Raw genomic sequence first — 23,295 nt, 5'->3', positions numbered from 1 at the left:
CGTCTCTTAATCCCTGTTACCAACCACCGGAGGCACCACCGCCTCCAAAACTGCCGCCACCGCCGCTGAAGCCACCGCCAGAGCGGTTGCCAAAGGAGCCTGCTCCAAATCCCCCTGCCATGTAGGCCGAACGACGTCGCCCGCCCGGGCCACCACCGCCTCCTCGCAGGTTATGGAGCACGATCATCGCAATCACCATCAGGATGAATAACCAGGGGCCACCGAGTTTGTCCTCCTTGCTGGCGTTGTCGGTCGGCTGATACTGACCGCCCAGCGCCTGCATGATGGCCTGACTGCCGGCAACGACCCCGGCCACCATGTCACCCCGTTTGAACGCAGGCAGGATCCGGGTCTGAATGATGTTGGCGGCAATGGCATCGGGCAGATCACCTTCCAGCCCATAGCCCACTTCGATGCGAACTTTGCGCTCGTCCTGAGCGATGAGCAGCAGGACGCCGTTGTCCTTGCCCTTCTGCCCGATCCCCCAGTGCCGGCCCAGCTGATAGCCATACTCTTCGATGGTCTCGCCCTGCAAGCTGTCGACGGAGACCACCACCAACTGGATGCCGCTGCGCTTTTCAAAAGCGGCCAGCTGCTGGGTCAGCTGGTGGGCCTGTTTGCGGGACATCAGACTGGCTTCATCCACGACCCGCCCGCTCAGCGTCGGGAAGTCCGGTGCTGCTTGCAGGGCACTGGCCCAGAGCAGCAGACAGGGAAGCAACCAGCGCAGCATCATGTTCATTGGAAGCTCACCTTGGGCGCTTCATCCGCTCCGGGTTTGGCACTGAAGCTGGGTTTTGCCTCCAGATCTGAGTAGAGCATCTTGTGCCAGATCACTCCGGGGAAGGTGCGGATCTCGGTGTTGAACTGGCGCACCGCCTCGATATAGTCGCGGCGGGCTACGGCGATACGGTTCTCAGTCCCTTCCAGCTGGGCCTGCAGGGTGAGGAACTGTTGATCCGCCTTGAGCTCCGGATAACGTTCCACTACCACCATCAGGCGGGAGAGGGCGCTGGTGAGCTGATTCTGCGCCGCTTCAAACTCCTTGAGCTGGGCCGGGTCGCTCACCTGCAGGCTGCCAACCCGGGCGCGGGCATCGGTGACCGCCTTCAGGGTCTCCTGTTCATGGCTGGCATAGCCTTTTACGGTTGCGACCAGATTGGGGATGAGATCTGCCCGGCGCTGGTACTGGTTTTCAACCTGTCCCCACGTGGCTTTGACCTGCTCATCCAGCGTCGGGATGTTGTTCATGCCGCAGCCGGTCAGGCCCAGCAGCAGGGTCAGAGTCAGCAGGCTCTGCGTGGTTTTGCGCCAGATTGATATGGCCATCTTGTCGTTCTCCATCATTAATGGCTTGCGAAACAGGGAACCACCATAACAGCTTGGGGTCAGTTGCGACAACGCGCGGGCAGCACAGGCATCTTGTTGATACTGGACACCTTGGGCAGCTGCGGTTTGTCTTTCAGCCAGGAGGCCAGCTCGGCTCCGCAGCCGTTGCCGGGGGGAATAGGCGCTTGCTGCTCGCAATCAGGACTGCCCGCCGGGCAGCGCAGCCGCACGTGAAAATGGCTGAAGTGGCCAACCCAGGGGCGAAGCTTGGCAACCCAGGCTTCATCACCAGCCTGCTGGCAGACTGCCGACTTGATCACCGGATTGACAAAGATGCGGGCCACCTCGGGTTTGCTGGCCGCCAGCCGCAACAGGGTGAGCTGTTGCGGCCCGAAGCGGCCCGGCAGCATCTTGTAGCTGGGCTCGTCGATGAGCGCCCACTCCTTGGGGGCATCCTGCTCCCATTTGCTGATGGGGCGGTTGGCCATGCGAAACCAGATATCGGCATCAAGGCCGGTCTGGTGGCTGCGATGGCCGGTGGTAAAGGGGCCACCATGGGCCATCGCCAGATCGGCGATGTAGAGATCCGGCAATCCGGCCATCCGGGTCTGGTTGGCTAGTGTCTGCAGATAGTGGATGAGATCGGGATGGCCGTAGTAACGTAGCCGCTTGGTGCGGATCACCTGATAGCCAGGGCCCTCCAGCGGCAGTGCCATTCCGTTTTTGAGGCAGCCTGCGGTGTATCCGCCGATCGCTTCGGCTTGCAACACAGTAGCCAGTAACAGGGACGTCAGCATTTACGTGCTCCTTGTCTTGCTTCGAGTCGGCTGAGCAGAATAAACAGACTCAAACATATCAACAAATAGGCAGCCGCCACCAGCAGCCAGATCTCGTAAACCAGCCCGCTCGAGTTGGCCATCTCGGTACCGACGAAGGTGAGCTCCTGCACCGAGATAAGCGACACAATGGCCGTATCTTTCACCAGTGCGATGAGCTGGCCGGTGAGGGGAGGCAACATCAACAGCATCGCCTGCGGCAGGATCACATGGCGCAACCGCACCCAGGGGGATAACCCGAGGCTGTGGGCCGCTTCCCACTGTCCTTGGGGGATGGCGGCAAGACCGGCGCGGACGATCTCGGCAACGAAGGCCGCGCTGATCATGCCGACGCAGAGGGTACCGGAGATGAGGTTCTCCCAGCGAGCCGGCGGGCCAAACAGCACTTCCAGCCAAGGGGCAATAGAGATGTTGCCGAGCCAGCTTGAGAGACCACTCGCAGGCAACAGTTGGTTTGCGATAAAGAAGTAGAAGATGAAGATAAAGACCAGCGGCGGCAGATTGCGGATGAGCTGGATAAAGAGGGTGGCTGGCAGCACCAGAAACGGGCGACGACTGAACGCCGCCACGCCCAGCGCAGTGCCGAGCAGCAGCGCCAGCACCATGCCAAGCAGCGCGATACGCAGGGTAGTAAGCAGACCGCTGAAAAAGTAGGGCATCTCGCCATGGGGGCCACGCGTAAAGAGCAGCGCGAAGGCATCGTGCCAGTGCCACTCATAGGCGACCCCTATATGGATACGGCTGGCCAGCCAGAGTCCCGCCAGTGCCAGCAGTAGCACTATGACTCCGTCCAGCCAGCTGAATCGTTTGATAGTTCGGCTTATCAAGCGTTGCATCAGGGGTTGGCGACCTGTGATTCCCATGCCAGCGACTTGAACCAGTAGTCGTGACGGGCCTTGAGCCAGCCATCGGCCTGACGGGCGGCGATCCACTCGTTGAACTGTTCGGCCAGCGCGTCATCCCCCTTGCGCAGGGCAAACCCCTCATCGCCCTGAGCCAGCTGCTTGGCAAAGGGCATGAACAGGGCATCGGGGTGGCGCAGCGTCTCCTGCTCCGGTTTTGGCGAGGAGGAGAGAGCTCCGTGGGCGCGACCGTTCAACACTTCCTGAAATACCTGAGATTCATCGTCAAACTGGCGCAGGGTTGCCTTGGGGAAGTTGGCCTTGGCCACCTGTACTGGCGATGCGCCCCGGCGTACCGCCAGGATCACCCCGCGCTGGTTGAAGTCAGCAATGGTTTTCTTCTCTTTGGCCAGCGTGCTGGAGGCGGCCAGCTGGACGCCCGAGTGGGAATAGGGGTGAGTGAAGCGCACGCTCTTCTCCCGTTCCGGGGTGATGGTGAGGCCACCGATGATGACGTCGTACTTTTTCGCCAGCAGGGAGGGGATGATGCCATCCCAGGCGGTGGGTACAAACTCCACTTGCCAGCCGAGATCGGTGGCGAGGCGCCGGGCGACATCGATCTCAAAGCCGATCAGCGCACCTTGCTTGTCTCGCATCGCCCAAGGGGCGAAGGTGGACATGCCGACCCGCAGGGTGCCGCTCTGCTCGATCCGGGCCTGGGTAGCGGAAGGGGCCGTGTCTGCATGTGCCGGTGTCAAGAGGGTCGCCAGCAGCAGGGCGGCACCCGATAGCGCGGTTTTGATGGAAATCGTCATGATTGGCGTCCTTGTTGTTCCGGATCCAGATGCCGGGCGAGCAGCCGGGCACAACCGGAGAGGGTCAGCGTTAACAGCAAATAGAGGGCGGCCACGGTGAACCATACCTCGAAAGTCAGAAATGTATCGGCCACCAGAGTACGCCCTTCGTTGGTCAGATCGAAGATGGCGATAACGCTGACCAATGCCGAATGTTTGATCAGCGATACCAGCTCGTTGGTGAGGGGCGGCAGCGTGATGCGCACCAGCTGCGGCAGGATCACCTTGCGCAGGGTAATGGCCCGCGACAGGCCGAGGGTACGCGCTGCCTCCCACTGGCCTTGGGGGATCGCCTTGAGCCCCGCCCGCAGCACTTCGGCGGTGAAGGCACCCTGATAGAGAGAGAGGCTCAGCACGGCGCAGGTCAGTGGCGCCAGCCCCAGCATGGGGCCGAGCAGGAAGTAGAGAATATAGAGTTGCACCAGCTGTGGCGTGGTTCGCACCAAAACCAAATAGGCGATGGCAATCAGTGGCCCAAGGCGGGAAGGGAGCAGACGAAGACTCACCACGAAGATCCCGACCACCAGCGTACCGAGCAAACTGAGCAGAGCGACCTGCAAGGTCACCAGCAAGCCGTTTAGCAGGGGACCGGCATAAAAGGTTCCTTCATCCCATTCGCCTAAAAAAGGCAATACGCGTGGCCACTGCCACTCATATCCCATCGCTTGCGCACCGCTATATATGCTCCAGCCGAGCAGTAGAGAGAGCACAAGAGTGCCACAGAGCCAGCCGAGCAGCCGCACGGGTTTTGCGTTAGTCATGGTAGCTGAGTACCTGCTCCAGAAAGGCTCTGGTTCGCGGCTGGGTCGGGTTGCCAAACAGCTGGGCGGGTGGAGCCGATTCGATGATCCGCCCCTCGTCCATAAAGATGACCCGATCGGCCACCTGACGGGCAAAGCCCATCTCGTGGGTGACGCAGATCAGGGTCATGCCCTCGTCCGCGAGTTCGCGGATCACATCCAGCACTTCGCGGATCATCTCGGGATCGAGGGCCGAAGTGGGCTCATCGAACAGCATCAACTCAGGCTGCATGCAGAGAGAGCGGGCGATGGCGACCCGTTGCTGCTGACCGCCGGAGAGCTGGTGGGGGTATTTGTCAGCCTGTGCCTGAATGCGTACCCGCTCGAGCAAGCCGAGAGCGCGATCCCGCGCCGCTTGTGGCGACAATCCCAGGGTATGCACCGGTGCCACCATCAGGTTTTCCAGCACAGTCATATGGGGAAAGAGGTTGAATTGCTGAAATGCCATGCCGACCCGCCCCTTGAGGCTGCGGACATAGGCGGGGCTTACCGGTTCGCCAAAGAGGGATAGCTGGCCGCTATCGATCCCCTCCAGCCCGTTTATAGTGCGGATCAGGGTCGATTTGCCGGAGCCCGAAGGGCCGCAGATCACCCACTTCTCTCCCCGCTCTATGGTGAGGTCAATCTGATTGAGAGCTTGAAAGTCGCCGTAGAATTTGTTGACGCCACAAAAGCGTACGCAGGGTTGCGAGCTGAGCAAGGAGCAGGTTCCACTGAGAATCATTTACGCCATGGTATTGATTTTATAGGAGGATGACAAAGAAAAGCCCCTTGTCAGCCGCGCTAGGGCTATTCACAATGGCGCCATTTCGTGATGACAGGAGCTTTTCATGCCTATTACATCCTTGCTGGCCAACAAGCAGGTACAACTGCTGATGCCGCCGGCAGTCCGCTATCGCTGCGTCATTTTTCTGCTGTTGCTGGTGAGCTGGAGCGTGGTGGCGGTCTCCTTATGGGATGGTCGGGAGGGGATGGCGCTGCTCAACTGGGTCGGTACCCTCTTTGGCGGCATCATAGCGCTGATGGTGGCCCTGCCGCGCAGCTGGCAACCGTGGCGGCTGGCAGAGCTTGGCTGGGATGACGCTCACATCTATCTGCTCAATGGCAACAAGAACGAGGCGTTGGCGGTACCGCGCAGCCAGCTGGTTGCTCTCGAGCAGGAGCGGCGGGTAGGCCACGATGGCCAGTGGCTCGATTTCAGTCTGGATCTGCAGTTGAGCGAGCCTGAACTTGCCGCTGCCATGGCTCTGCTGGATCTCAAGGCAGGTGAGCTGCATCTGGTCAGCCCCTCTGTCTATCGCTTCGGGTTTAAACGGGCCTGGCATGGCCGCCGCGCTCTGCTGCGGCAGCTGGCGGCGTTGCAGTCAGCCTGAACAGACTATTTTCTCGACAATTCCCGGTAAAGCTCGGATACTGCCAGTGACTCGAATTGATCTTGTCTGCACTGTTCACCCAAGAGATCAATCACTTGACAACAGTGTGGAGAGAGCCACGGCATGAAGCCATGGCAGGGCTGGCATAGGGGTTGTGCCCTTACCGTTATGCTGGTGATTGCATAGAGAAGGCACCTTGAATCGAGAGTGGATGGCATGAAGATTTACGTAGGTAATCTGTCGTACCGCATGACGGCCGACGAACTGAAAACTCTGTTCAGCCAGTTTGGACAGGTCGACAAGGTTGATATCATCATCGACCGCGATACAGGCCAGTCAAAGGGGTTTGGTTTCATTGAAATGCCGGCCAACGCTGACGCTGAAAAGGCGATTGCGGGCCTGCATGGCACTGAAGTTGGTGGGCGCACCGTAACGGTCAACCAGGCCAAACCGAAGACAGATGCCCCCCGTGGCCGCCCTCAGCAGCGCCATCGCTAAGGTGCCTCAGTAATGCCAAACGGCATGGGTTATCCCCATGCCGTTTTTGTTTCCGGTGGTTTTCGCCCGGATCAGGGGACGTCGTAACCGAGCGCAGCCTTGCGGATGCGGAACCACTGTTGACGATCAAGTTTGATGGACTCCGATGCAACGGCGGCAGCAATCCGTTCCCGCTTACCTGAACCGATGAGCGGCAGCGGCTGGCTTGGCAGCATCATGACCCAGGCATAGACCACCTGTTCGATGGTCTGGGCCCCCACTTCAGTGCGGATCCGCTCAAGCTCAGCCCGCAGCGGCTCGCAAGCGTGATCGTTGAACAGCCGGCCACCACCCAGGCATGACCATGCCATCGGTTTGATATTGAGCTGTTGGCATTGGTCCAGAGTGCCATCGAGCGTCCCCTCCTGATGCAGCGGGGAGATCTCCAGCTGGTTGGTTACCAGCGGGAAGGGGAGGCGGGATTGCAGCAGTTCAAACTGGCGCGCGGTGAAGTTGGAGACCCCAGCATGCTTGATCTTGCCAGCCTGCTTCAGGGTGATGAAGGCATCGGCGACCTCATCGGCGTTCATCAGGGGATCCGGACGGTGGATCAGCAGCAGATCCAGATAGTCGGTGCCGAGCTTGTGCAGCGAGGCGTCGGCACTGGCGATGATATGGGCCTTGCCGGTGTTGTAGTGGTTGAGAGCGTGCTGCGGTTTGGCGGTGAGGGCGATACCGCACTTGGTGACGATCTCCATCCGGTCGCGCAGGGAAGGCTCAAGACGCAGAGCGTTGCCAAAGGCCTCCTCGCACTGGTAGCCACCGTAGATGTCGGCGTGATCGACAGTGGTAACTCCCAGATCCAGATGGTATTTCATCAGATCGAGCAGGGCTGCCGGGGTGAGATGCCACTCCATCAGGCGCCAGTACCCCATGATGATGCGGGAGAAGGTGGGGCCTTGCGGATGCAGACTGACGCGGGATACAGACATGGTTGACTCCTTGAAAGGTCAGAAAGATAAATTGCGACTGCCGGCATCTTGGCCCCATGTCGCTGGCAAAGCAATAATGTGGGTTGGCACGGTTCGTACTTTAGTTCTGATTGGAGAGTGATAGATGGATGGGTTTGCCGAGCGGCTGCAGAGTCTCATCGGAGAGGGGAGTATTAGCGCCTTTGCCCGCAAGGTAGGATTGAGCGAGGCGCTGATCCGCAAATACCTGAAAGGGGCCGAGCCCGGGTTGGCGCGGGCCAACCAGATTGCGATGGGGGCCAACTGTTCGCTCGAATGGCTGGCAACCGGCTGCGGTTATCTCTATCGACAGGCTGAGGTTGTGGATAGAGAGGCGCTCGGGGCGGCGCAGCAACTGCTCCAGGAGCAGCAACCCGAGGTCGTGCTGCCGGATGAGGAGGCGCTGGTGATCCTGCTCGCCTACTACCAGTTTTTGCGCACCCATAAAAAGGGGGACGGGTTTCTCGATCTGGCGCTGGCCCGCGAGTTTGGTCGGCACATCGGAGAAGCTTAGGTGGGTTAACGAGCGGTGTTCAGGCCGGGTCACGGGCCGCGATTATTCTGATACGCTCTAAACAAATTCATGAACCAGGGAATGGCGATGAGTTATCTGATCCTCGGAAGCGGTGCGCTTGGCTCGGCGCTGGCAAGAGAGCTGATGGCAAGGGATGAGACTTTTCTGCTGGCTGGGCGCGACTATCCAAAAGGGCTTCCTGTCGGATCCTTTTTCCCGCTGCAGGAGGTTGACGTCATCTCGTTTGATGCGCTGTTTACAACCTATGATGTGGATCCGCTCCCCTCCGTCGTCATCAACACCATAGGACTGCTCCATGATGCCCGCTCCATGCCGGAGCGACGGGTGGAGGAGGTAGTGCCCAAGTGGTTGTGTGACAGCCTGCTGGCCAATGCCTGGCCGACGCTGGCTTTGGCGGCGCGTCTGAGCCGGATGATGAAGGATGATCACAAGGTCTGGCTCTGTGCTATCTCGGATCTGGCGGGCTCTATCAGTGCCAACGAGTCAGGGGGGCGCTACAGCTATCGGATGAGCAAGGCGGCGCTCGATATGGGGGTGAAGACCCTTGCACTTGAGTGGGCGGAGCGTTTTGCACAGGCGGGGGTGATTGCGGTCGCGCCCGGCTTGATGGACTCTCCGATGAATGCTCCCTTTCTGGCTGAACTGCCTGCAGACCAGCTGCAGGATCCTGCCAAGGTGGCGAGCAAGCTGCTCAACCTGATCGATGGCCTGTCTTTGTCTCAATCGGGTCAGCTACTGGATCTCAATGGTCAGCAACTCCCCTGGTAAAGGGAGTTGCATGGCTATCTGTGCCCCCGTTTACCTCACATAATCCGGCCTCTCCCCTTGCCAAACAGGGGGGCCATGGCTAACGTCACTCTCCTGTTTCAGGAGGGATCTCATGCGCTATATCGATTTACGAAGTGATACGGTTACCCAGCCGACTGATGCCATGCGTCAGGCCATGCTCCATGCCGAAGTCGGTGACGATGTTTACGGCGAAGATCCGAGCGTCAATGCGCTGGAAGCATATGGGGCCAAGTTGCTTGGCAAGCAGGCTGCTCTGTTTGTGCCATCGGGAACCATGTCCAATCTGCTGGCGGTCATGAGCCATTGCCAGCGCGGTGAAGGCGCCATTCTTGGTGCTGGCGCCCATATCTACCGGTTTGAAGCGCAGGGGAGTGCGGTGCTCGGCTCTGTGGCGCTGCAACCGCTGCCCATGCAACGTGATGGCACCCTGGCCTTCGACGACATCAAGGCTGCACTGGCGCCAGACGATGCACATTTTGTCCAGACTCGCCTTATCTGTCTTGAGAACACCCATAACGGCAAGGTGCTGCCACTCTCCTACCTGCAAGAGATGGGAGCCTTCGTTGCCAAGCATGGTCTGAAACTGCATCTCGACGGGGCCCGGCTGTTCAATGCAGCCGTTGCCAGCGATACCCCGGCGGAGGTTATTGCCGCGCCGTTTGACAGCATCTCGATTTGTCTTTCCAAGGGGCTGGGTGCGCCGGTGGGATCTCTGCTGGTCGGTGATCGTGACTTTATCGCCCGGGCGCGTCGTCTGCGCAAAATGGTAGGTGGTGGCATGCGTCAGGCGGGGATGCTGGCACAAGCAGGCCTGTTTGCCCTCGAGCAACATGTTGCGCGCCTGGCCGATGATCATCGCCGAGCTAAACGGTTGGCCGAAGGGTTGGTTGCGCTGCCGGGCATCGAGCTCGATCTCTCGCTGGTACAGAGCAACATGGTATTTCTGCGCCTTGCCAAAGGGGAGCCGGCACAGCTGCTCGCTTTTATGAAGGAGCGGGGCATTCTCTTCTCCGGTTATGGCGAGCTGCGGCTGGTGACCCATCTGCAGATCAATGACGACGATATCGAAGAGGTTATCGACGCCTTTACCGAGTATCTCGGGGCACGTTAATAGCGCTTGGTGATACAGGCTCTCGTTTATAGCGAGACTTGTTTATATCGAAATAAAACAGGGCGCCACGGCGCCCTGTTTTGTTAGTCGCACGCTCAAGCCTGCCGCTGGCCGCTCATCAGCATGGCTTCATCAGTGGCATCGTAGATCATCACCGCGATGTGGGTCACCTGACCACCGAAATCGGCGAGTGGCACCAGAGTCAGATTCTGGAACATATGGGGGGCCGAGCCGGTGATGGGGCGGTAGTTGGAGAAGCGCAGCAGATAGGGTTTCTGTTCCCAGGTGCTGAAGGCGCGGTTGTTCAGCTTGAACACCATATTGGCCTTGCGCTCGAACCAGGCCCGATCCACATCGGGGAATAGGTCGAACAGCACGCCATCGCGGACTTCGCCAGCCAGCCGTCCGCTGTGGCTCTCCATAAAGCCGTTCCACACCTGAACCTTGTACTCCTTGTCGAGCACCACCAGTCCGACGTCCAGGTTCTGGACTATGTTCATCAACCAGTGAAATTCGCGGATCTCCATAGTCACTCCTAGAGCATGTGCATGATTTTGTTGTTCATGGTGGCGATGGAATCTTCGGTAAACAGCAGCAGCAGGTCACACTGTACTGCGTAATCCTGGATCCGGTAGTTGATCTCGATAGCGAGCGTGCGGCGCCAGCGACTCTTGTTGGTGTTGATGAGCTCGTTGATGGGCCTGTGCTGGCCGAGAACCACCGGATGGCCCTGACTGAAGGGGGTGTCGAGCTGGTTGGCGTAGCCGCGCAGGAAGGCACCGATCAGCACGTTGGCGGTATCCATCAGCAGCTCCAGCTCAGCAGTGCGATCCAGCATTCCCTGATGGTTCATCAGCTTGGCCAAATCTTTGAAGCTGGAGTCATGGAACAGGATCAGCGCTTCGCCGGCGATCCCCGCTCCGATAAAGCCCTGACAGACGGCGGAGAGAGTATCCGAGTCGGCTGCGGCAGAGAGGGCCATATGCAACTCTGATACTTCCAGCACGTTGACGTTGGGGATCGGCAATACCACGAAGGCGTTGAGCAGCCGGGCCAGCAGGTCCGCGGCCTGGCCCATGGAGACGTTGGCCAGCTCCTGATAGACGTCGCGGATCTCCGGAGTGATCTTGACGCCTGCATCGGCGACCACGCCACCGGTTGGCGCCGCAGCCGTTGTGGCCGTGTTGCTTGGCTCTGCGCTCCAGAAACCGTGCTGTTTGAGCAGGGCAAGCAGGGTTTCGGGGGCCGCGGGTTTCTTGATGAAATCGAGTGCGCCCAGCCCCATCACCCGTTGATAGGCCTCTGGCTGGATGTCGCCGGAGACGACGATGACCTTGTTGCGCAGCCCTTCCCGCTGGAGGGTCTCCAGCACGCCATAACCATCCATTTCCGGCATGGTGAGGTCGAGAAAGATCAGGTCACCATGGCCCATCAGCACCTGCTCGATCCCTTCAAGACCATTGGCTGCATAGTGCAAGTCGACTTTCCAGTCGGCGGGGAGGGCCCGCGCCAACTGTTTGCGGGCGAACCCGGAGTCATCACAGATCAATACATTCATGGCGTTAGGCAGGCTCTGTTGGCAAGGAGTGCTATTAAGTGTGGCCCGCTAACGGTCAGATGCAATGGGTGAGGGTATCACCTTGTGAAAATTGATTGTCCCACTGTCTGTTGCGATAGCGCGCGGAATATTTTTCAACAAATTCAGCAAACATCTTAACACGCAACGGGGCGAACTGGTGCTGGCAGCAGAGCATGTAGAAGGGGCGATTGCCGGTTTGCCAGTCGGGCAGCACCGGGCGCAGCTGCTCATCCTGCAAGAAGCTATGCACGTAGTGGAGCGGGGCATTGACGATCCCGAGGTGGCGTCTGGCGGCACGTACGGCCGCCTGGGTCTGGTTAACCGCCAGCTTGGCACCCCGTTTGATGCAGACAAGCTGCCCCTCTTTGTCGGTCAGTTGCCAGTGCTGGTGAGGCCAGCAGTAGATGAGATCGTGCTCTTCCAGCTGATTGGGGTGAGCTGGTGTCCCTTTTTTAGCCAGATAGAGTGGCGAGGCAAAGAGCCCGTACTCGATGCGGCCAAGACAGCGCGCATTGGGCAGGGATTGGGGCAGCTCGCCGTTGAAGAAAACCAGGTCCCGGTCGTTATCGAACAGGTGCTGGTGATCGTTGGTCTGGGAGATCTCGAATTGCACCGCGGGATAGTGCAACCCGAACTCGGCCAGCATATCGATCAGGATGGTATTGGAGAGGGCGATGGGCGCAGCAATCCGGATAATGCCGGAGATGTCGGCCTCTTTGCCCCGGATCTCGCCGGTGGCCTGTTCGATTTCGCCAAGCGGGGTGCAGAGGCGCTCATAGTAGCGCAGCCCCTCATCGGTCATCCGAAGTTTGCGGGTCGAGCGGTGTAGCAGGGAACATCCCAGGTGCTCTTCAAGCTGGGATATGCGTCGACTGATGGTGCCTGTTGGCATGCCCAGTGCGGCTGCGGCGTGGGAGAAACCTCCCTCTTGCACCACCTTGACGAACAGGTAGAACTCTTCGATGTGCTTCATAAACGCTGTTCTTGGTGTAACAAGGGGGCCACCTTAAAAAGAGCATTCAGGGTTGGCAAGCGTAATTCAGCGTTTAATTGATCTGGGTTCGATTTCTATTGATACTATTTTGTTACTCACTTATAGGTAGTGTGAAGGTCGGCTGCTGGTACGGGCAGGAGAGGTTAGTTTCGCAGGGTGCTGATTGGCGATACAGGGATGTGCTGATCTGCAAAATAGCCGTTATCTCTTGCCAGAAACGGCAACCGGTGGGTGACAGAGGGGATGAGCGCTCCCTCTGGTCGGCTATTTTCCGTCGAAAGAAAATGTGAGCCAGATCATATATTCGCAGTTTTGTCTCTTTTCAAACATCATCTGAATTTATGAACCGACACTTTGCCGTTATTGCTTCATTTTTACACATGCTGGCGTCTTTTTGTCTGTTTAACCATCCGCTTGGTTAATTAATGAAAGTTTTATCGCAGAGTAGAGAGAGAGTTATTGTTTTTGATTAGTTTATTGATAGTAAAGATATTGTATTGAATTGAAAAATTGACATGTATGGTCTCGAGTGAGCAACTCTTAGTGCTTGTTTTATCTGAGAAAAAAAGATAAAAATCGAGAAGACAATGTTTTTTGACAGAGTGAGCTTCGGATTGCGTCATTGCCAGTAATTCAAGATATGCAGCTCTGTCGTCGATATATGAAATGGTTTTCCTGCTCTTGACCAGGTTAGTGAGATACGAGTCGAGAGATATTTGCATCTTGCATTCTGCCTGTGGCAGCTTGCGTGATCCGTTTTCCGGTGGCCAGTGACCCTTCCGCATGAATGACATTAACCAGATGAATACGCTTGATGAACGGTTACTGAAAACCATGGACGTGCTGCATACACCGATCTGGGTGTATGACATCGAGCATCACCATATTTTCTGGGCAAACCGTGCCGCACTCTTGGTGTGGGAGGCTGCCTCCCTCGACGAGTTGTGTGCGCGGGATTTCTCTGCCGATATGGCAACCGCCATCGATCTGCTGTTGCAGCGCTATCTCGGCGATTTTCAGCTGGGGCGCAGCTACAACGAGTGGTGGACCCTCTCGCCAAAGGGGATAAAAAAGCAGATTTATCTGCGTCTTTCCGGGGTGCAGATCGCGGGGCGTTTGATGATGATGACCGAGGCGGTGCTCGACTCGGATACCCTCTATCAGGAATCTTCTCTGGCGACTGGCGATACCCTGGCCTGTCTGTTTGACAGCAAAGGGGCGTTCGAGAGTGGCAATTACCACTTCGAGATGTGCTTTGGCCACCGGATCACCCAGCTCTCCCAGGTTTTTGCCAACAAGGATGGCGGCTTTTACCAGAAGTTGTCCCGTCTTGACGAGGTGGTGACCGAGGGGGAGTGTCGAACCCTCAAGGGGATGCGCTGGTTTCAGTATCAGTTCCGTTATATCCAGCAAGGGGCGCGGATCCTGCTCACCATGCGGGATATCACCGATCGCAAACTCGAAGAGCTGGAGCATCGCCACCTTGCCTGGCACGACTCCCTGACCGGATTGCTCAACCGTTATGGCTTGATGAAATCCCTCGAGGCCTATTGCGGCCTGGGCGAGCGTTTCGCGCTGGTCTTTATGGATCTGGATAACTTCAAGCTGGTCAACGACAACTACGGCCACAAGGCGGGCGATCGCCTGCTGGAGCGGGTCGCCGGTCGCCTCAAGCAGATTTGCCCACGAGACGTGGAGCTGGCACGCCTTGGCGGGGATGAATTTACCGCGCTGGTGCCGCTTGGCAGCCATGGCGAACGGGCTCAGGAAATTGCTGATCAGATGCTCTCCCAGATGACGCGCCCACTGCAATTGAGCGGCCTGCCGGAAGTGACCATTGGCGGCAGTATCGGTATTGCCATCTATCCCGATGACGCGGATGACGGTGACAACCTGATCACCCGGGCCGATATGGCCATGTATCAGGCCAAGCAGATGGGACGGCTGCGTTGGCAGCGTTTTACTCCCAGCATGCAGCAGACCCTGCAGCGCAAGTTGAACCTCAAACAGTTCCTGGCCAAGGCAATTGGCCGACAGGAGCTGAGTCTCTGTTACCAGCCGCAGGTGGATACAGCAAAAGGCGCGCTGATTGGCTACGAAGCGCTGCTGCGCTGGTACAACCCGATACTGGGTCATGTTTCACCAGTCGAGTTTATTCCGCTGGCCGAGGAGATGGGGCTGATCCGCGAGATCGGCAGCTGGGTGCTTGGCACCGCGCTGGCTCAGGTGGCGCAGTGGGAAAAGCAGTTTGGCAAGCGAGTGCCCGTTTCGGTGAATCTCTCCGGTTTCCAGCTATCTTCCTCGTTGCCGGTGCAGGTGCGTCAGCAGCTTGAGCTGTATGGCGTTGAGGCATCGCTCCTGACTCTGGAGCTGACCGAAACCGTATTGATGCTCGATATGAAGGGGTGTCTCGGTATTCTGGATGCCTTGAGCGATCAGGGGATCAATATTGCCATCGACGACTTCGGCACCGGCTACTCGTCACTGGCCTACCTCAATCGGCTGCCTATCGACACCATCAAGCTGGATCGCTCCTTTGTGGTCGGGCTCAATCTGCCGGTGATCCGGGCGACAGCCGCCATGGCCACCAGCCTTGGTCTCGGCATCATGGCCGAAGGGGTAGAGGAGCCACATGAGCTTGATGCGCTGCAGACTCAGGGGTGCCATGTGTTTCAGGGCTATCTCTTCAGCAAGCCGCTGACAGTGGCGCAAGTCGAGGAGAGCGGCTTTGTGGTCGAGTGTCCGGTAGGGCGTTATCCACTGGTCAGCATTTGAATGGCAGGATAGCGAATGTGCGTCAGGCCACAATTTGGCATTTTATATTGATTTAATTAATCAGAATTAATCAATTCTTTGCAGTGCGTCATAGGTGTTAACGCTAAGGATTGCTAGCATGCGGCCTCTTTTTAGGGAAGGAGTACCGCAATAATGAGTCATGCTGCAACCAAGGCCCATCCGGCCAGCCCACCCAGTGGCTGGCTGAACCGTTTCCTTAATGGCGTCGAGAAAGCCGGGAACAAATTACCCGACCCCGCCATGCTGTTTCTCTACGCCCTGCTGATCGTCTGGGTCGGCTCCTGGGTGTTGTCCCAATTCCAGTTTGATCTGGTCAATCCCCGTACTGGCGAAGCGGTAGTGGTCAACAACCTGCTGACTGGCGCCGGTCTGGCCGAGTTTCTCTCCACCATGGTCACGACCTTTACCGGCTTTGCCCCGTTAGGCATCGTGCTGGTGGCCATGCTGGGGGTAGGGGTGGCCGAGCAGTCCGGTTTCATCAATACCGGTCTGAAAAAGCTGTTGAAAGTGACCCCGGCCCGTTTCCTCACCCCCATGTTGATCCTGGTGGCCATCGTCAGCCATACCGCAGCGGATGCGGGCTATGTGCTGGTGATCCCCATTGGCGGCATCATCTTCCACGCCGCGGGTCGTCATCCGCTGGCGGGTATCGCTGCCGCGTTTGCCGGTGTTTCAGGCGGTTTTGCCGCCAACTTCCTGCCATCCGGTGGCGATGCCTTGCTGCAGGGCTTTACCCAGTCTGCCGCGCAAATTCTTGACCCAGAGTACATGGTCAATACCCTGTGCAACATCATCTTTACCGGTGCATCCTCCCTGCTGATCATCTGCGTTGGCTGGTTTGTCACCGAGAAGGTGGTAGAGCCCCGTCTCAAGCATGTCGCGCTCAACGATGATCTGGAAAGTGCTGATGAAATGGGCAGCTACACCAAACAGGAGAGCCGTGCTTTCAACTGGGCCGGGTTTGCCATGCTGGCAGCCATCGTGCTGCTGGCGCTGGCGCTCTCCCCGAGCGATTCACCGCTGCGTGCTGCCGATGGTTCGCTGACCACTTTTGCCGCCCCCGTGATGAAATCCATCGTGCCGCTCATCTTCCTGCTCTTTATCCTGCCCGGGATTGTCTACGGCTTCGTGGCGGGCAACTTCAAGAGTTGCAAGGATGTGATCGACGCCATGTCGGCCACCATGAACAAGATGGGCTCCTACATGGTGATGGCCTTCTTCTGCGCGCTCTTTATCAAGGCGTTTGGCGATTCTAATCTGGGCACCCTGCTGGCCCTTTCCGGTGCCGAGGTGCTCCATGCACTGGCGCTGCCCGGTGAAATCACTATTGTCGGGATGATCCTGCTGACCGCGACCGTCAATCTGGTGGTGGGGTCGGCATCCGCCAAGTGGGCGCTGATCAGCCCCATTCTGGTGCCGATGCTGATGGCTGTCGGGATCTCCCCCGAGCTGACCCAGGCGGCATACCGTGTCGGTGATTCCGCTTCCAATATCATCACCCCGTTGATGGTCTTCTTCCCGCTGGTGGTGGTCTATTGCCAGCAGTATGTGAAGAGCACCGGGATCGGCACTCTGGTCTCCATGATGCTGCCTTACTCGCTGGCCTTCCTGGTGAGCTGGACCATCTTCCTGCTGCTCTACTGGGCGCTTGGCTTCCCGCTCGGGTTGCAAGCACCGTATGTCTATCCGGCCCCCTGAACGGGGTATGCGAGGGAGCCTTGGGCTCCCTCGTTTTTTTCGCTATGGTGTTACCTCACTCTGGAGGTGCCATGAATCAGACCATCGCTCTTATCCTTTCCCATCGTTCCATTCGTCAGTTCACTGCCGAGCCCATCAGCTCGCAGCAGCTGGATGCCATTCTGGCCGCCGCCCAGTCGGCATCGACCTCAAGTTTTCTGCAGGTGACCAGCATCATTCGGGTGACCGGGCCTGAAGCGCGCAAGCAGCTGGCACAGCTGGCGGGCAATCAACCCTATGTTGAACAAGCGGCGGAGTTTCTGGTGTTTTGTGCCGATTACCACCGCCACGGCCAGATAGTGCCCGATGCCCAGACCGGCTATGCGGAGCAGTTGCTGATCGGTGCCATCGACGGTGCCATCATGGGGCAAAATGCCCTGCTGGCGGCGCAGTCTCTGGGGCTGGGCGGGGTTTATATTGGTGGACTTCGCAACCATCCGGCCGAGGTGAGCGAGCTGCTGGGCTTGCCTGATCGGGTGATCCCGCTGTTTGGCCTCTGCCTCGGTCATCCTGCCCAGCAGCCTGAGCAGAAACCCCGTTTGCCACGGGCACTGGTTGTGCATCAGGAGCGCTATCAGCGCGAGCTGGATCGCGACTTGCTGGCTCACTACGATCAGCAGATTGAGGCCTACTATCAGGCTCGCAGCAGCAACAACAAGCAACAGACCTGGAGCGGTCAGATCCGCGCCATCCTGACCAAGGAGTCCCGTCCTTTTATGCTGGGCTTCCTGCAATCCCGAGGCTTTAACCTCAAGTAATGAGCCTGATGGGCGATACTAAAAGGGAGCGTGCATCTTGTGCGCTCCCTCTTGATTCTGCCATCTCCCCGGGAGCTGCCGCCCAGCTTGGTGACAAATCGTGGGCAAGGGGGGATCTGCAGGCTACCTTAAGTGGGTAAGCTGTTGTAGGATCACGCAATTGGATTGGGACAGGGGTTTGAACATCCTATGATTTTAACTTTGGTATTGCTGTCTATTGGCGCACTCCTGTTTTTGGTTATCGCCTATAACGTGGTGCAGCAATATAAGCAGAAAGCTGAGTCGGACAAGCGCCACGCGGTTGCCAGACACAAAACGGTGGCTGACGAGACCGAAGAGGTGCTGCTGAACGTCAATCTGGTGCCCTTTTCCAAAAACATGGTGCTGCTGATGCAACACCGCATTCTGGATGCCTATCGCGCCATTGCCCAGGTGATGCCAAACAGCCAGATCAAGCAGCGCATCGTTGATGTGCAGACCCAGATCAAGAATGTGCAGGAGAACTACAGCGCGCAGGATGAGGGGCACTTCAAGACGCCCGAGTCCGATCGCCAGGCCATCCAGATGCTGCAGCTGGTCAAGAAGATGCGGGCCGTGCTGCGGGTCGAGCACAACAAGGGCAAGATTGATCCGCAAGGGTTTGCCCAGGAAGATCGCCGCCTCGAGCTGATGCAGCTCAAGATCAACATCTCGAATCTGGTCAAGCGGGCGATGGATGCCCGCATTCAGGGCCAGTACGGCACTTGCCGCCAGCTCTACACCAAAGGGCTCTCCGCCATGGCCAGCGTAGTGGACAAGGATCCCTATCTGCTGGCTCGTGAAGAGGATATGCGGCAGGGGCTCAAGGAGCTCGAAGAGCTGCAGCAGCAAAACAGCGCGCAGGATCTGCAAAATATCAAGGACAAGGAAGCCGACGAGCTCGATGTCCTGTTTCAACCCAAGAAGAAATGGTAAGCATGTCTCACCCACTCGATTCTACTCTGGGGCCGATGGCCCCTTTTGTTTCCCAGTTGTTGGCAGAATTGGCCGAATGTGGCCTCTCTTTCACTGAACCTCACATCGATCACCTCTGCTATCGTGCCGCCACCTTGCCCGAATATCAGCGTCTCGACGAGCTGCTGACGGGGGCAGGGGAGTTGCTGGTGGAGGGGATGATTGGTGGCCGCCCCATCGCTACTTATCAGCTGCATCAGCCAGTACAGGTCGGAGCGGTACGCGTTCCCTGTATCGAGTTGGCCGCGCCCAAACCGGGCCGCAATCATCACGCCGGGCTTGAGCATATCGAGCTGGTGGTGCCTTCCCTTCAGGCGCTGGTGGAGCGCCATCCCGAGCTTCCCTTCAAAACCGGCAACATGCTGGATAGTCGCAATCCCGATGTGGCGCTGATGCTACCCTCCGGACAGATCAAGTTTCACCTGCGCCCGCTGGCGGAGGTGATCGCCGAAGAAGTGGTCACTGGTGCCGTGGTGGCGGTACCTGACGACTATTTCGAGACCCACTAAGGGCTTGGAAGATTGATATCAGATGAAGAGAGGGGCACCCGGGTGCCCCTCTCTTTTTCTTTGCTTATGCGAAGTGGTGAGGCGTCAGCCCATGCTCGCCGCGTTGTTTCAGGCGGCCGAGCCAGATCCCAAGGCCTGCGGTCAGGAGCAGCACCAGCTCGATCCCCAGCACCAGACCACACAGCCCTCCCTTCTCCCAGAAGGGGTGGAGGTAGAGCCCGCCCAGACTGGCGCCCAGATAGTAGGCCACCAGATAGAGGGAGGAGGCGAGCGCCCGGTTGTGTTCGACATGGTGGCCGACCCAGGCACTCGCACAGGCGTGCGCCATGAAAAAACCGAAGCTCGAGATGAGCAGGCCGCTCAAAATGGCGGGCAGAGTGCCTTGCAGCAAGCAGAGGCTACCGAGCGCCATGAGAGCAATGCCGCCAAGCAACATGCGCTGTGCTCCCCAGCGATTGGCGCAGCGACCGCTGAGAGAAGAGGCGACCGTACCCGAGAGATAGGTGAGAAAGAGCATGCCGAGCCACTGGGTCGGCAGGGAGAAGGGGGGCTTGGCCAGCAAAAAGGTGAGATAGCTGAACTGGTTCAAGAAGACCATGAAGTTGAGTCCGCCAATCAGATAGGCACCCACCAGTAGCGGGTTGGTCAGATGACCACGCAGGGCGCGGGCAAACTGGCCCGGAGCCGGATTGACGGGAACAAAACGAGCCTGTTTTGGCAGTAGCCAGAAGACCAGCGGCAAGAGCGACAGGCTGATCACGCCGACCCCGAGGAAGGTGTGTTGCCAGTCGCCAAACCAGCCGGCCAGCAGCCCGCCCACCACGCGTCCTGCGATCCCGCCAAGGGAGTTGGCGGCGATATAGACCCCGACCGCCGAGAGCAGTGCCCGCTTGCTGAACTCCTCGCCCATATAGGCGATAGCTGTTGCCGGCAGGCCCGCCAGTAGCGCACCTTGCAGCACGCGCAGTATGAGCAGGATGCGAAACTGCTCTACTAGCGGGATCAGCAGGGAGAGCATGATGGCCAGGGTGAGGGTTCCCAGCATGATCTGGCGACGGCCGTGGCGATCCGCCAGTCGGGCACAGAGCAGCAGGGAGGCAGCGAGCCCGGCGGTACAACCGGCCAGCGTCCAGCTGGCGGCGAGCGAGTTGACCGAGAAGACCTGAGCCAGCAGCGGGAGCAGGGGATGAGTTTGATAGAGATTGAGAAAGACCAGAAAGGATCCCAGGCTGAGCGCCAGGGTGGCGCGTATCCATTCACGACTACCGGCTTCGATCATTGCATATCGTCCTGACCATTTTTCATCAGGGTAAGGTACGCCTAGATATAAATATAATATATTTAAGTTATCCATCTCATAAGATGAATTGATACATGGACCTGAAACAACTCACCTATCTGCTGGCGGTCAGGGATGCCGGTTCTTTTACCCGGGCGGCCCACAGCCTGCATGTTGCCCAACCCGCCATCAGCATGGCTATTGCCAAGCTGGAGCAGCAGCTCGAGCTGCGCCTGTTTGACCGTCAGGACAGGGCGGTACGGCTGACGCCGGAGGGGGAGGTGCTCTGTCGCCACGCCGAGCGCCTGTTGTTGCAGATGCACCAGGCTGAGTCCGAGATGGCTGAGCTCAAGGGGCTGGAGCGGGGGGAGGTGCGTATCGGGATCCCCTACATGATGGGCTCTTACTACTTTCCTTCGCGCCTGATGGCTTTCAAACACCACTATCCCGGACTCAAGATCCGGGTGGAGGAGGCGGGCACCCGGGAGCTGCTGAGCCGGATGGTGGATGGCACTCTGGATCTCGCCATCCTGATCACCAGTGATCTGCCCCCGGCCATTGAAGGGGCCCATCTGCTGAGCGAAGAGATGCTGATGGTGGTGGGGGAGGATCATCCGCTGCGCGGTGCAGCATCCGTCACGCTTGCCCAGTTCTTTACTCAGGAGCTGGCACTGTTCCGGCGTGGCTTTTACCACCGGGAGCACATGGAGGCGCTGGCGCAGAAGCTGGGGGTTGAGCCCGACATCGCCTTCGAGAGCAACCTGATCCCCCTGCTCAAGGCGGTGGTGCGTCAGGGTTTTGCCGTGACCACCTTTATGCGGATGGTGCTGGAGGAAGAGCCGGACTTGTGCGGCGTGCCTTTCGAACCTCCGATTTTTCTCGATCTCTGCGTAGCGTGGCGACGGGGTGATCCGCTCTCCATGGCCAACCGTGCCCTGCGCGATTTCTTGCTCAAAGATCGCCCTGCCTGATGGGGCCGGGCCGTGTCGACCGTGGGCTGGCAAAAGTTGATTACTATTAGTGGTGTCTCAGCCAGAGGATTGCGCCATGAAGCTGCAGCAACTGCGTTATATCGTCGAAGTGGCGAATCACGGCCTTAATCTGTCGGCGACAGCCGAGAGCCTCTATACCTCCCAGCCCGGGATCAGCAAGCAGGTACGGATGCTGGAAGATGAGCTTGGCATCCAGATCTTCGAGCGAAGCGGCAAGCATCTGACCCGGATCACCCCGATCGGTCAGGAGGTGATCAAGGTCGCGACCGACGTGCTGGAGAAGGTGGCAACCATCAAGACGATGGCGAGGGCTCATATCCACCCGGAACAGGGACAGCTCACCGTCGCAGCGACCCATCTGCAAGCCCGCTATATCCTGCCCGACTTAATCAAGGGGTTTGTCGCCCGTTTTCCTAAGGTGACGCTCACCCTGATGCAGGGAGATGCAGCAACATGTTGCAGTGCCCTGCAAAGCGGTAGCGCTCACCTGATGTTGCTTGATGATATCGAAGATCATTGCGACGAGGGGTTGCTGATCCTGCCGAGCTTTCGCTGGCAGCGGGGGCTGGTGGTGCCGGCGAGCCATCCTGTGGCGGCACGCTCGCCGAGTTCCCTGGCTGACTTGGGTAATGTGGCGCTGATCAGTGACGGACGATCATTGGCACCAACGTCAGCCCATGAAGAGCATCGCATAGCCTGTCTGGCCAGTGACAGCGACGTGCTCAAAACCTATGTCAGGCAGGGGATGGGGTTTGGCATCATGGCCATGCTGGCCCGAGAAACGGGTCGCGATGATGATCTGGTGATGAAGGCGCTGCTCGATCTGCCGGCCGGTATGGCGGCAATTGGCCTGCGCAGAGGGGCATTTGTACCGGCTTATCTTTATGATTTTATTGCGCGGCTTGTACCGACGCTCAGCCATGAGCGGCTTGATGAGTATCTTGCCGCACCTAATCAGCGGGAGTGGCAGGCGCTGCTGGCCACCTTGCCTGAGCGCTGAGAAGCCTGTACTACAAATAAAAAAAACGCCTCCGCAGGGAGGCGTTTTTCATTGCCGGTCAGCATCACTGTCAGCCAACATCACTTTTTCAACATGTGATCCAGTTTGCTGGCCTTGGTCGAGAGGTAGAATTCGTTGTGGGGATTGCGCCCCTCCTGCAGGGGAACTCGCTCGGCCACCGGAATGCCAAAGGATTCCATCGCCTTCATCTTGCGCGGGTTGTTGGTCATCAGCTTGAGGGATTGCACCTCCAGCTGTTTGAGCATGTCGGCACAAATGGTGTAGTCGCGCATGTCGGCGGCAAAGCCGAGCGCTACGTTGGCCTCAACGGTATCGGCGCCTTGATCTTGCAGGTGATAGGCGCGGATCTTGTTCAAAAGGCCGATACCGCGACCCTCCTGACGGACATACAACAGCACGCCACGGCCTGCCTTGGCGATGTTCTCCAATGCGGCCTGCAGCTGGAAACCGCAATCACAGCGCAAGCTGAACAGAGCATCACCGGTCAGACATTCGGAGTGAATACGCCCGAGAACGGGTTCGGCGCCAGTGATATCGCCCATCACCAGGGCTGCGTGATCCTTGCCTGTGCCGGTTTCCTGAAAACCTACCAGCGTGAAGGTGCCCCAAGGGGTTGGCAACTTGGATTTGGCCACTAGGGTAACGCTGCTCATAGGTTGCTCCTTACTACAACTGCTCAGA

At 58.4% G+C, this 23,295-nt stretch carries 25 protein-coding genes; 12 read left to right on the top strand and 13 right to left on the bottom strand.

Features of this window, described 5'->3' with window-relative positions:
- Positions 1-16 precede the first annotated feature (16 nt).
- From I6L40_RS14500 to I6L40_RS14470, 7 genes are read right to left on the bottom strand one after another with little or no spacing between them, the layout of a single operon-like run.
- Complete coding sequence (locus I6L40_RS14500; protein WP_201929610.1) at positions 17-742, bottom strand: YgcG family protein; 726 nt, start codon at positions 740-742, stop codon at positions 17-19.
- Positions 739-1,344, bottom strand: coding sequence for a LemA family protein (locus I6L40_RS14495; protein ID WP_201908553.1), 606 nt, complete (start codon positions 1,342-1,344; stop codon positions 739-741). The genes I6L40_RS14500 and I6L40_RS14495 overlap by 4 nt, the downstream gene beginning before the upstream one ends.
- A gap of 44 nt (positions 1,345-1,388) precedes the next feature.
- Positions 1,389-2,126 carry a penicillin-insensitive murein endopeptidase gene (mepA, locus tag I6L40_RS14490; RefSeq protein WP_043851478.1) on the bottom strand — a complete coding sequence of 246 codons (738 nt, stop codon included), beginning with the start codon at positions 2,124-2,126 and terminating at the stop codon, positions 1,389-1,391.
- Positions 2,120-3,001: an amino acid ABC transporter permease gene (locus I6L40_RS14485; RefSeq protein ID WP_216994463.1), complete on the bottom strand. Its 882-nt coding sequence runs from the start codon at positions 2,999-3,001 to the stop codon at positions 2,120-2,122. Before I6L40_RS14485 ends, mepA begins: the two co-directional genes overlap by 7 nt.
- Entirely contained in the window at positions 3,001-3,822 is an 822-nt protein-coding gene (locus I6L40_RS14480; protein WP_042033528.1) for a transporter substrate-binding domain-containing protein, read from the bottom strand. Before I6L40_RS14480 ends, I6L40_RS14485 begins: the two co-directional genes overlap by 1 nt.
- On the bottom strand, positions 3,819-4,622 hold the full coding sequence (locus I6L40_RS14475) for an amino acid ABC transporter permease (protein ID WP_071910616.1): 804 nt from the start codon (positions 4,620-4,622) through the stop codon (positions 3,819-3,821). The genes I6L40_RS14480 and I6L40_RS14475 overlap by 4 nt, the downstream gene beginning before the upstream one ends.
- The gene (locus I6L40_RS14470) at positions 4,615-5,385 is read right to left on the bottom strand and encodes an amino acid ABC transporter ATP-binding protein (RefSeq protein ID WP_216994462.1); all 771 of its coding nucleotides are present in this window, start codon (positions 5,383-5,385) and stop codon (positions 4,615-4,617) included. The genes I6L40_RS14475 and I6L40_RS14470 overlap by 8 nt, the downstream gene beginning before the upstream one ends.
- A 106-nt stretch (positions 5,386-5,491) precedes the next feature.
- Between I6L40_RS14470 and I6L40_RS14465 the strand changes: the two genes are divergently transcribed.
- Together I6L40_RS14465 and I6L40_RS14460 are read left to right on the top strand one after the other, a co-directional pair.
- Positions 5,492-6,034: a hypothetical protein gene (locus tag I6L40_RS14465; RefSeq protein WP_071910612.1), complete on the top strand. Its 543-nt coding sequence runs from the start codon at positions 5,492-5,494 to the stop codon at positions 6,032-6,034.
- A gap of 249 nt (positions 6,035-6,283) precedes the next feature.
- A complete protein-coding gene (locus I6L40_RS14460) occupies positions 6,284-6,532 on the top strand; it encodes an RNA-binding protein (protein WP_033114539.1) in 249 nt (82 codons plus the stop codon).
- 71 nt (positions 6,533-6,603) lie between these two features.
- Here I6L40_RS14460 and I6L40_RS14455 read toward each other — a convergent pair whose 3' ends face one another.
- Positions 6,604-7,503: an aldo/keto reductase family oxidoreductase gene (locus I6L40_RS14455; protein ID WP_216994461.1), complete on the bottom strand. Its 900-nt coding sequence runs from the start codon at positions 7,501-7,503 to the stop codon at positions 6,604-6,606.
- 124 nt (positions 7,504-7,627) lie between these two features.
- Here I6L40_RS14455 and I6L40_RS14450 point away from each other — a divergent pair, with 124 nt between their 5' ends.
- The 3 genes from I6L40_RS14450 (at position 7,628) to ltaE (ending at position 9,956) form a co-directional block, all read left to right on the top strand.
- Positions 7,628-8,035 (top strand): transcriptional regulator, encoded by a 408-nt coding sequence (locus I6L40_RS14450; protein WP_071910606.1) that lies wholly within the window; start codon positions 7,628-7,630, stop codon positions 8,033-8,035.
- Positions 8,036-8,122: 87 nt separating this feature from the next.
- A complete protein-coding gene (locus I6L40_RS14445) occupies positions 8,123-8,824 on the top strand; it encodes an SDR family oxidoreductase (protein WP_071910696.1) in 702 nt (233 codons plus the stop codon).
- Positions 8,825-8,936: 112 nt separating this feature from the next.
- Complete coding sequence (gene ltaE, locus I6L40_RS14440) at positions 8,937-9,956, top strand: low-specificity L-threonine aldolase (protein WP_216994460.1); 1,020 nt, start codon at positions 8,937-8,939, stop codon at positions 9,954-9,956.
- A 95-nt stretch (positions 9,957-10,051) separates the two neighbouring features.
- Here the strand turns inward: ltaE and I6L40_RS14435 are convergent, their stop codons facing one another.
- The 3 genes from I6L40_RS14435 to I6L40_RS14425 are packed head-to-tail and all read right to left on the bottom strand — an operon-like array spanning position 10,052 to position 12,508.
- Positions 10,052-10,483, bottom strand: coding sequence for a PAS domain-containing protein (locus tag I6L40_RS14435; RefSeq protein WP_033114543.1), 432 nt, complete (start codon positions 10,481-10,483; stop codon positions 10,052-10,054).
- 8 nt (positions 10,484-10,491) lie between these two features.
- Positions 10,492-11,514, bottom strand: coding sequence for a response regulator (locus I6L40_RS14430; RefSeq protein WP_071910602.1), 1,023 nt, complete (start codon positions 11,512-11,514; stop codon positions 10,492-10,494).
- A 55-nt stretch (positions 11,515-11,569) separates the two neighbouring features.
- Positions 11,570-12,508: a LysR family transcriptional regulator gene (locus I6L40_RS14425; RefSeq protein ID WP_216994459.1), complete on the bottom strand. Its 939-nt coding sequence runs from the start codon at positions 12,506-12,508 to the stop codon at positions 11,570-11,572.
- Positions 12,509-13,363: 855 nt separating this feature from the next.
- On the opposite strand from I6L40_RS14425, the gene I6L40_RS14420 reads away from it, so the two are divergent.
- The 5 genes from I6L40_RS14420 to I6L40_RS14400 all read left to right on the top strand — a co-directional run bounded on the left by I6L40_RS14420 (position 13,364) and on the right by I6L40_RS14400 (position 19,322).
- Positions 13,364-15,304: a bifunctional diguanylate cyclase/phosphodiesterase gene (locus tag I6L40_RS14420; RefSeq protein ID WP_071910600.1), complete on the top strand. Its 1,941-nt coding sequence runs from the start codon at positions 13,364-13,366 to the stop codon at positions 15,302-15,304.
- A gap of 153 nt (positions 15,305-15,457) precedes the next feature.
- Positions 15,458-17,023, top strand: coding sequence for an AbgT family transporter (locus I6L40_RS14415; RefSeq protein WP_216994458.1), 1,566 nt, complete (start codon positions 15,458-15,460; stop codon positions 17,021-17,023).
- A gap of 71 nt (positions 17,024-17,094) precedes the next feature.
- A complete protein-coding gene (gene nfsA, locus I6L40_RS14410; RefSeq protein WP_071910596.1) occupies positions 17,095-17,820 on the top strand; it encodes an oxygen-insensitive NADPH nitroreductase in 726 nt (241 codons plus the stop codon).
- A 189-nt stretch (positions 17,821-18,009) separates the two neighbouring features.
- Complete coding sequence (locus I6L40_RS14405) at positions 18,010-18,774, top strand: hypothetical protein (RefSeq protein WP_041207454.1); 765 nt, start codon at positions 18,010-18,012, stop codon at positions 18,772-18,774.
- Positions 18,768-19,322, top strand: a complete 555-nt coding sequence (locus I6L40_RS14400) for a VOC family protein (RefSeq protein ID WP_071910594.1) — start codon at positions 18,768-18,770, stop codon at positions 19,320-19,322. Before I6L40_RS14405 ends, I6L40_RS14400 begins: the two co-directional genes overlap by 7 nt.
- 64 nt (positions 19,323-19,386) lie before the next feature.
- On the opposite strand, the gene I6L40_RS14395 is transcribed toward I6L40_RS14400, so the two are convergent.
- Positions 19,387-20,601, bottom strand: coding sequence for an MFS transporter (locus I6L40_RS14395; protein WP_071910592.1), 1,215 nt, complete (start codon positions 20,599-20,601; stop codon positions 19,387-19,389).
- Between the two features lie 95 nt (positions 20,602-20,696).
- On the opposite strand from I6L40_RS14395, the gene I6L40_RS14390 reads away from it, so the two are divergent.
- On the top strand, positions 20,697-21,572 hold the full coding sequence (locus I6L40_RS14390) for a LysR family transcriptional regulator (RefSeq protein WP_216994457.1): 876 nt from the start codon (positions 20,697-20,699) through the stop codon (positions 21,570-21,572).
- Positions 21,573-21,648: 76 nt separating this feature from the next.
- Positions 21,649-22,593, top strand: a complete 945-nt coding sequence (locus I6L40_RS14385) for a LysR substrate-binding domain-containing protein (protein WP_071910589.1) — start codon at positions 21,649-21,651, stop codon at positions 22,591-22,593.
- Positions 22,594-22,673: 80 nt separating this feature from the next.
- Here I6L40_RS14385 and ribA read toward each other — a convergent pair whose 3' ends face one another.
- Positions 22,674-23,267 (bottom strand): GTP cyclohydrolase II, encoded by a 594-nt coding sequence (gene ribA / locus I6L40_RS14380; protein WP_033114555.1) that lies wholly within the window; start codon positions 23,265-23,267, stop codon positions 22,674-22,676.
- Positions 23,268-23,295 lie beyond the last annotated feature (28 nt).

The sequence above is a fragment of the Aeromonas sp. FDAARGOS 1410 genome, from assembly GCF_019048745.1.
In the GTDB taxonomy this organism is placed as follows: Bacteria; Pseudomonadota; Gammaproteobacteria; order Enterobacterales; family Aeromonadaceae; genus Aeromonas; species Aeromonas jandaei.
Note: the sequence above shows the minus strand (reverse complement) of the source record. Positions and strands in the feature narration are given on the sequence as shown.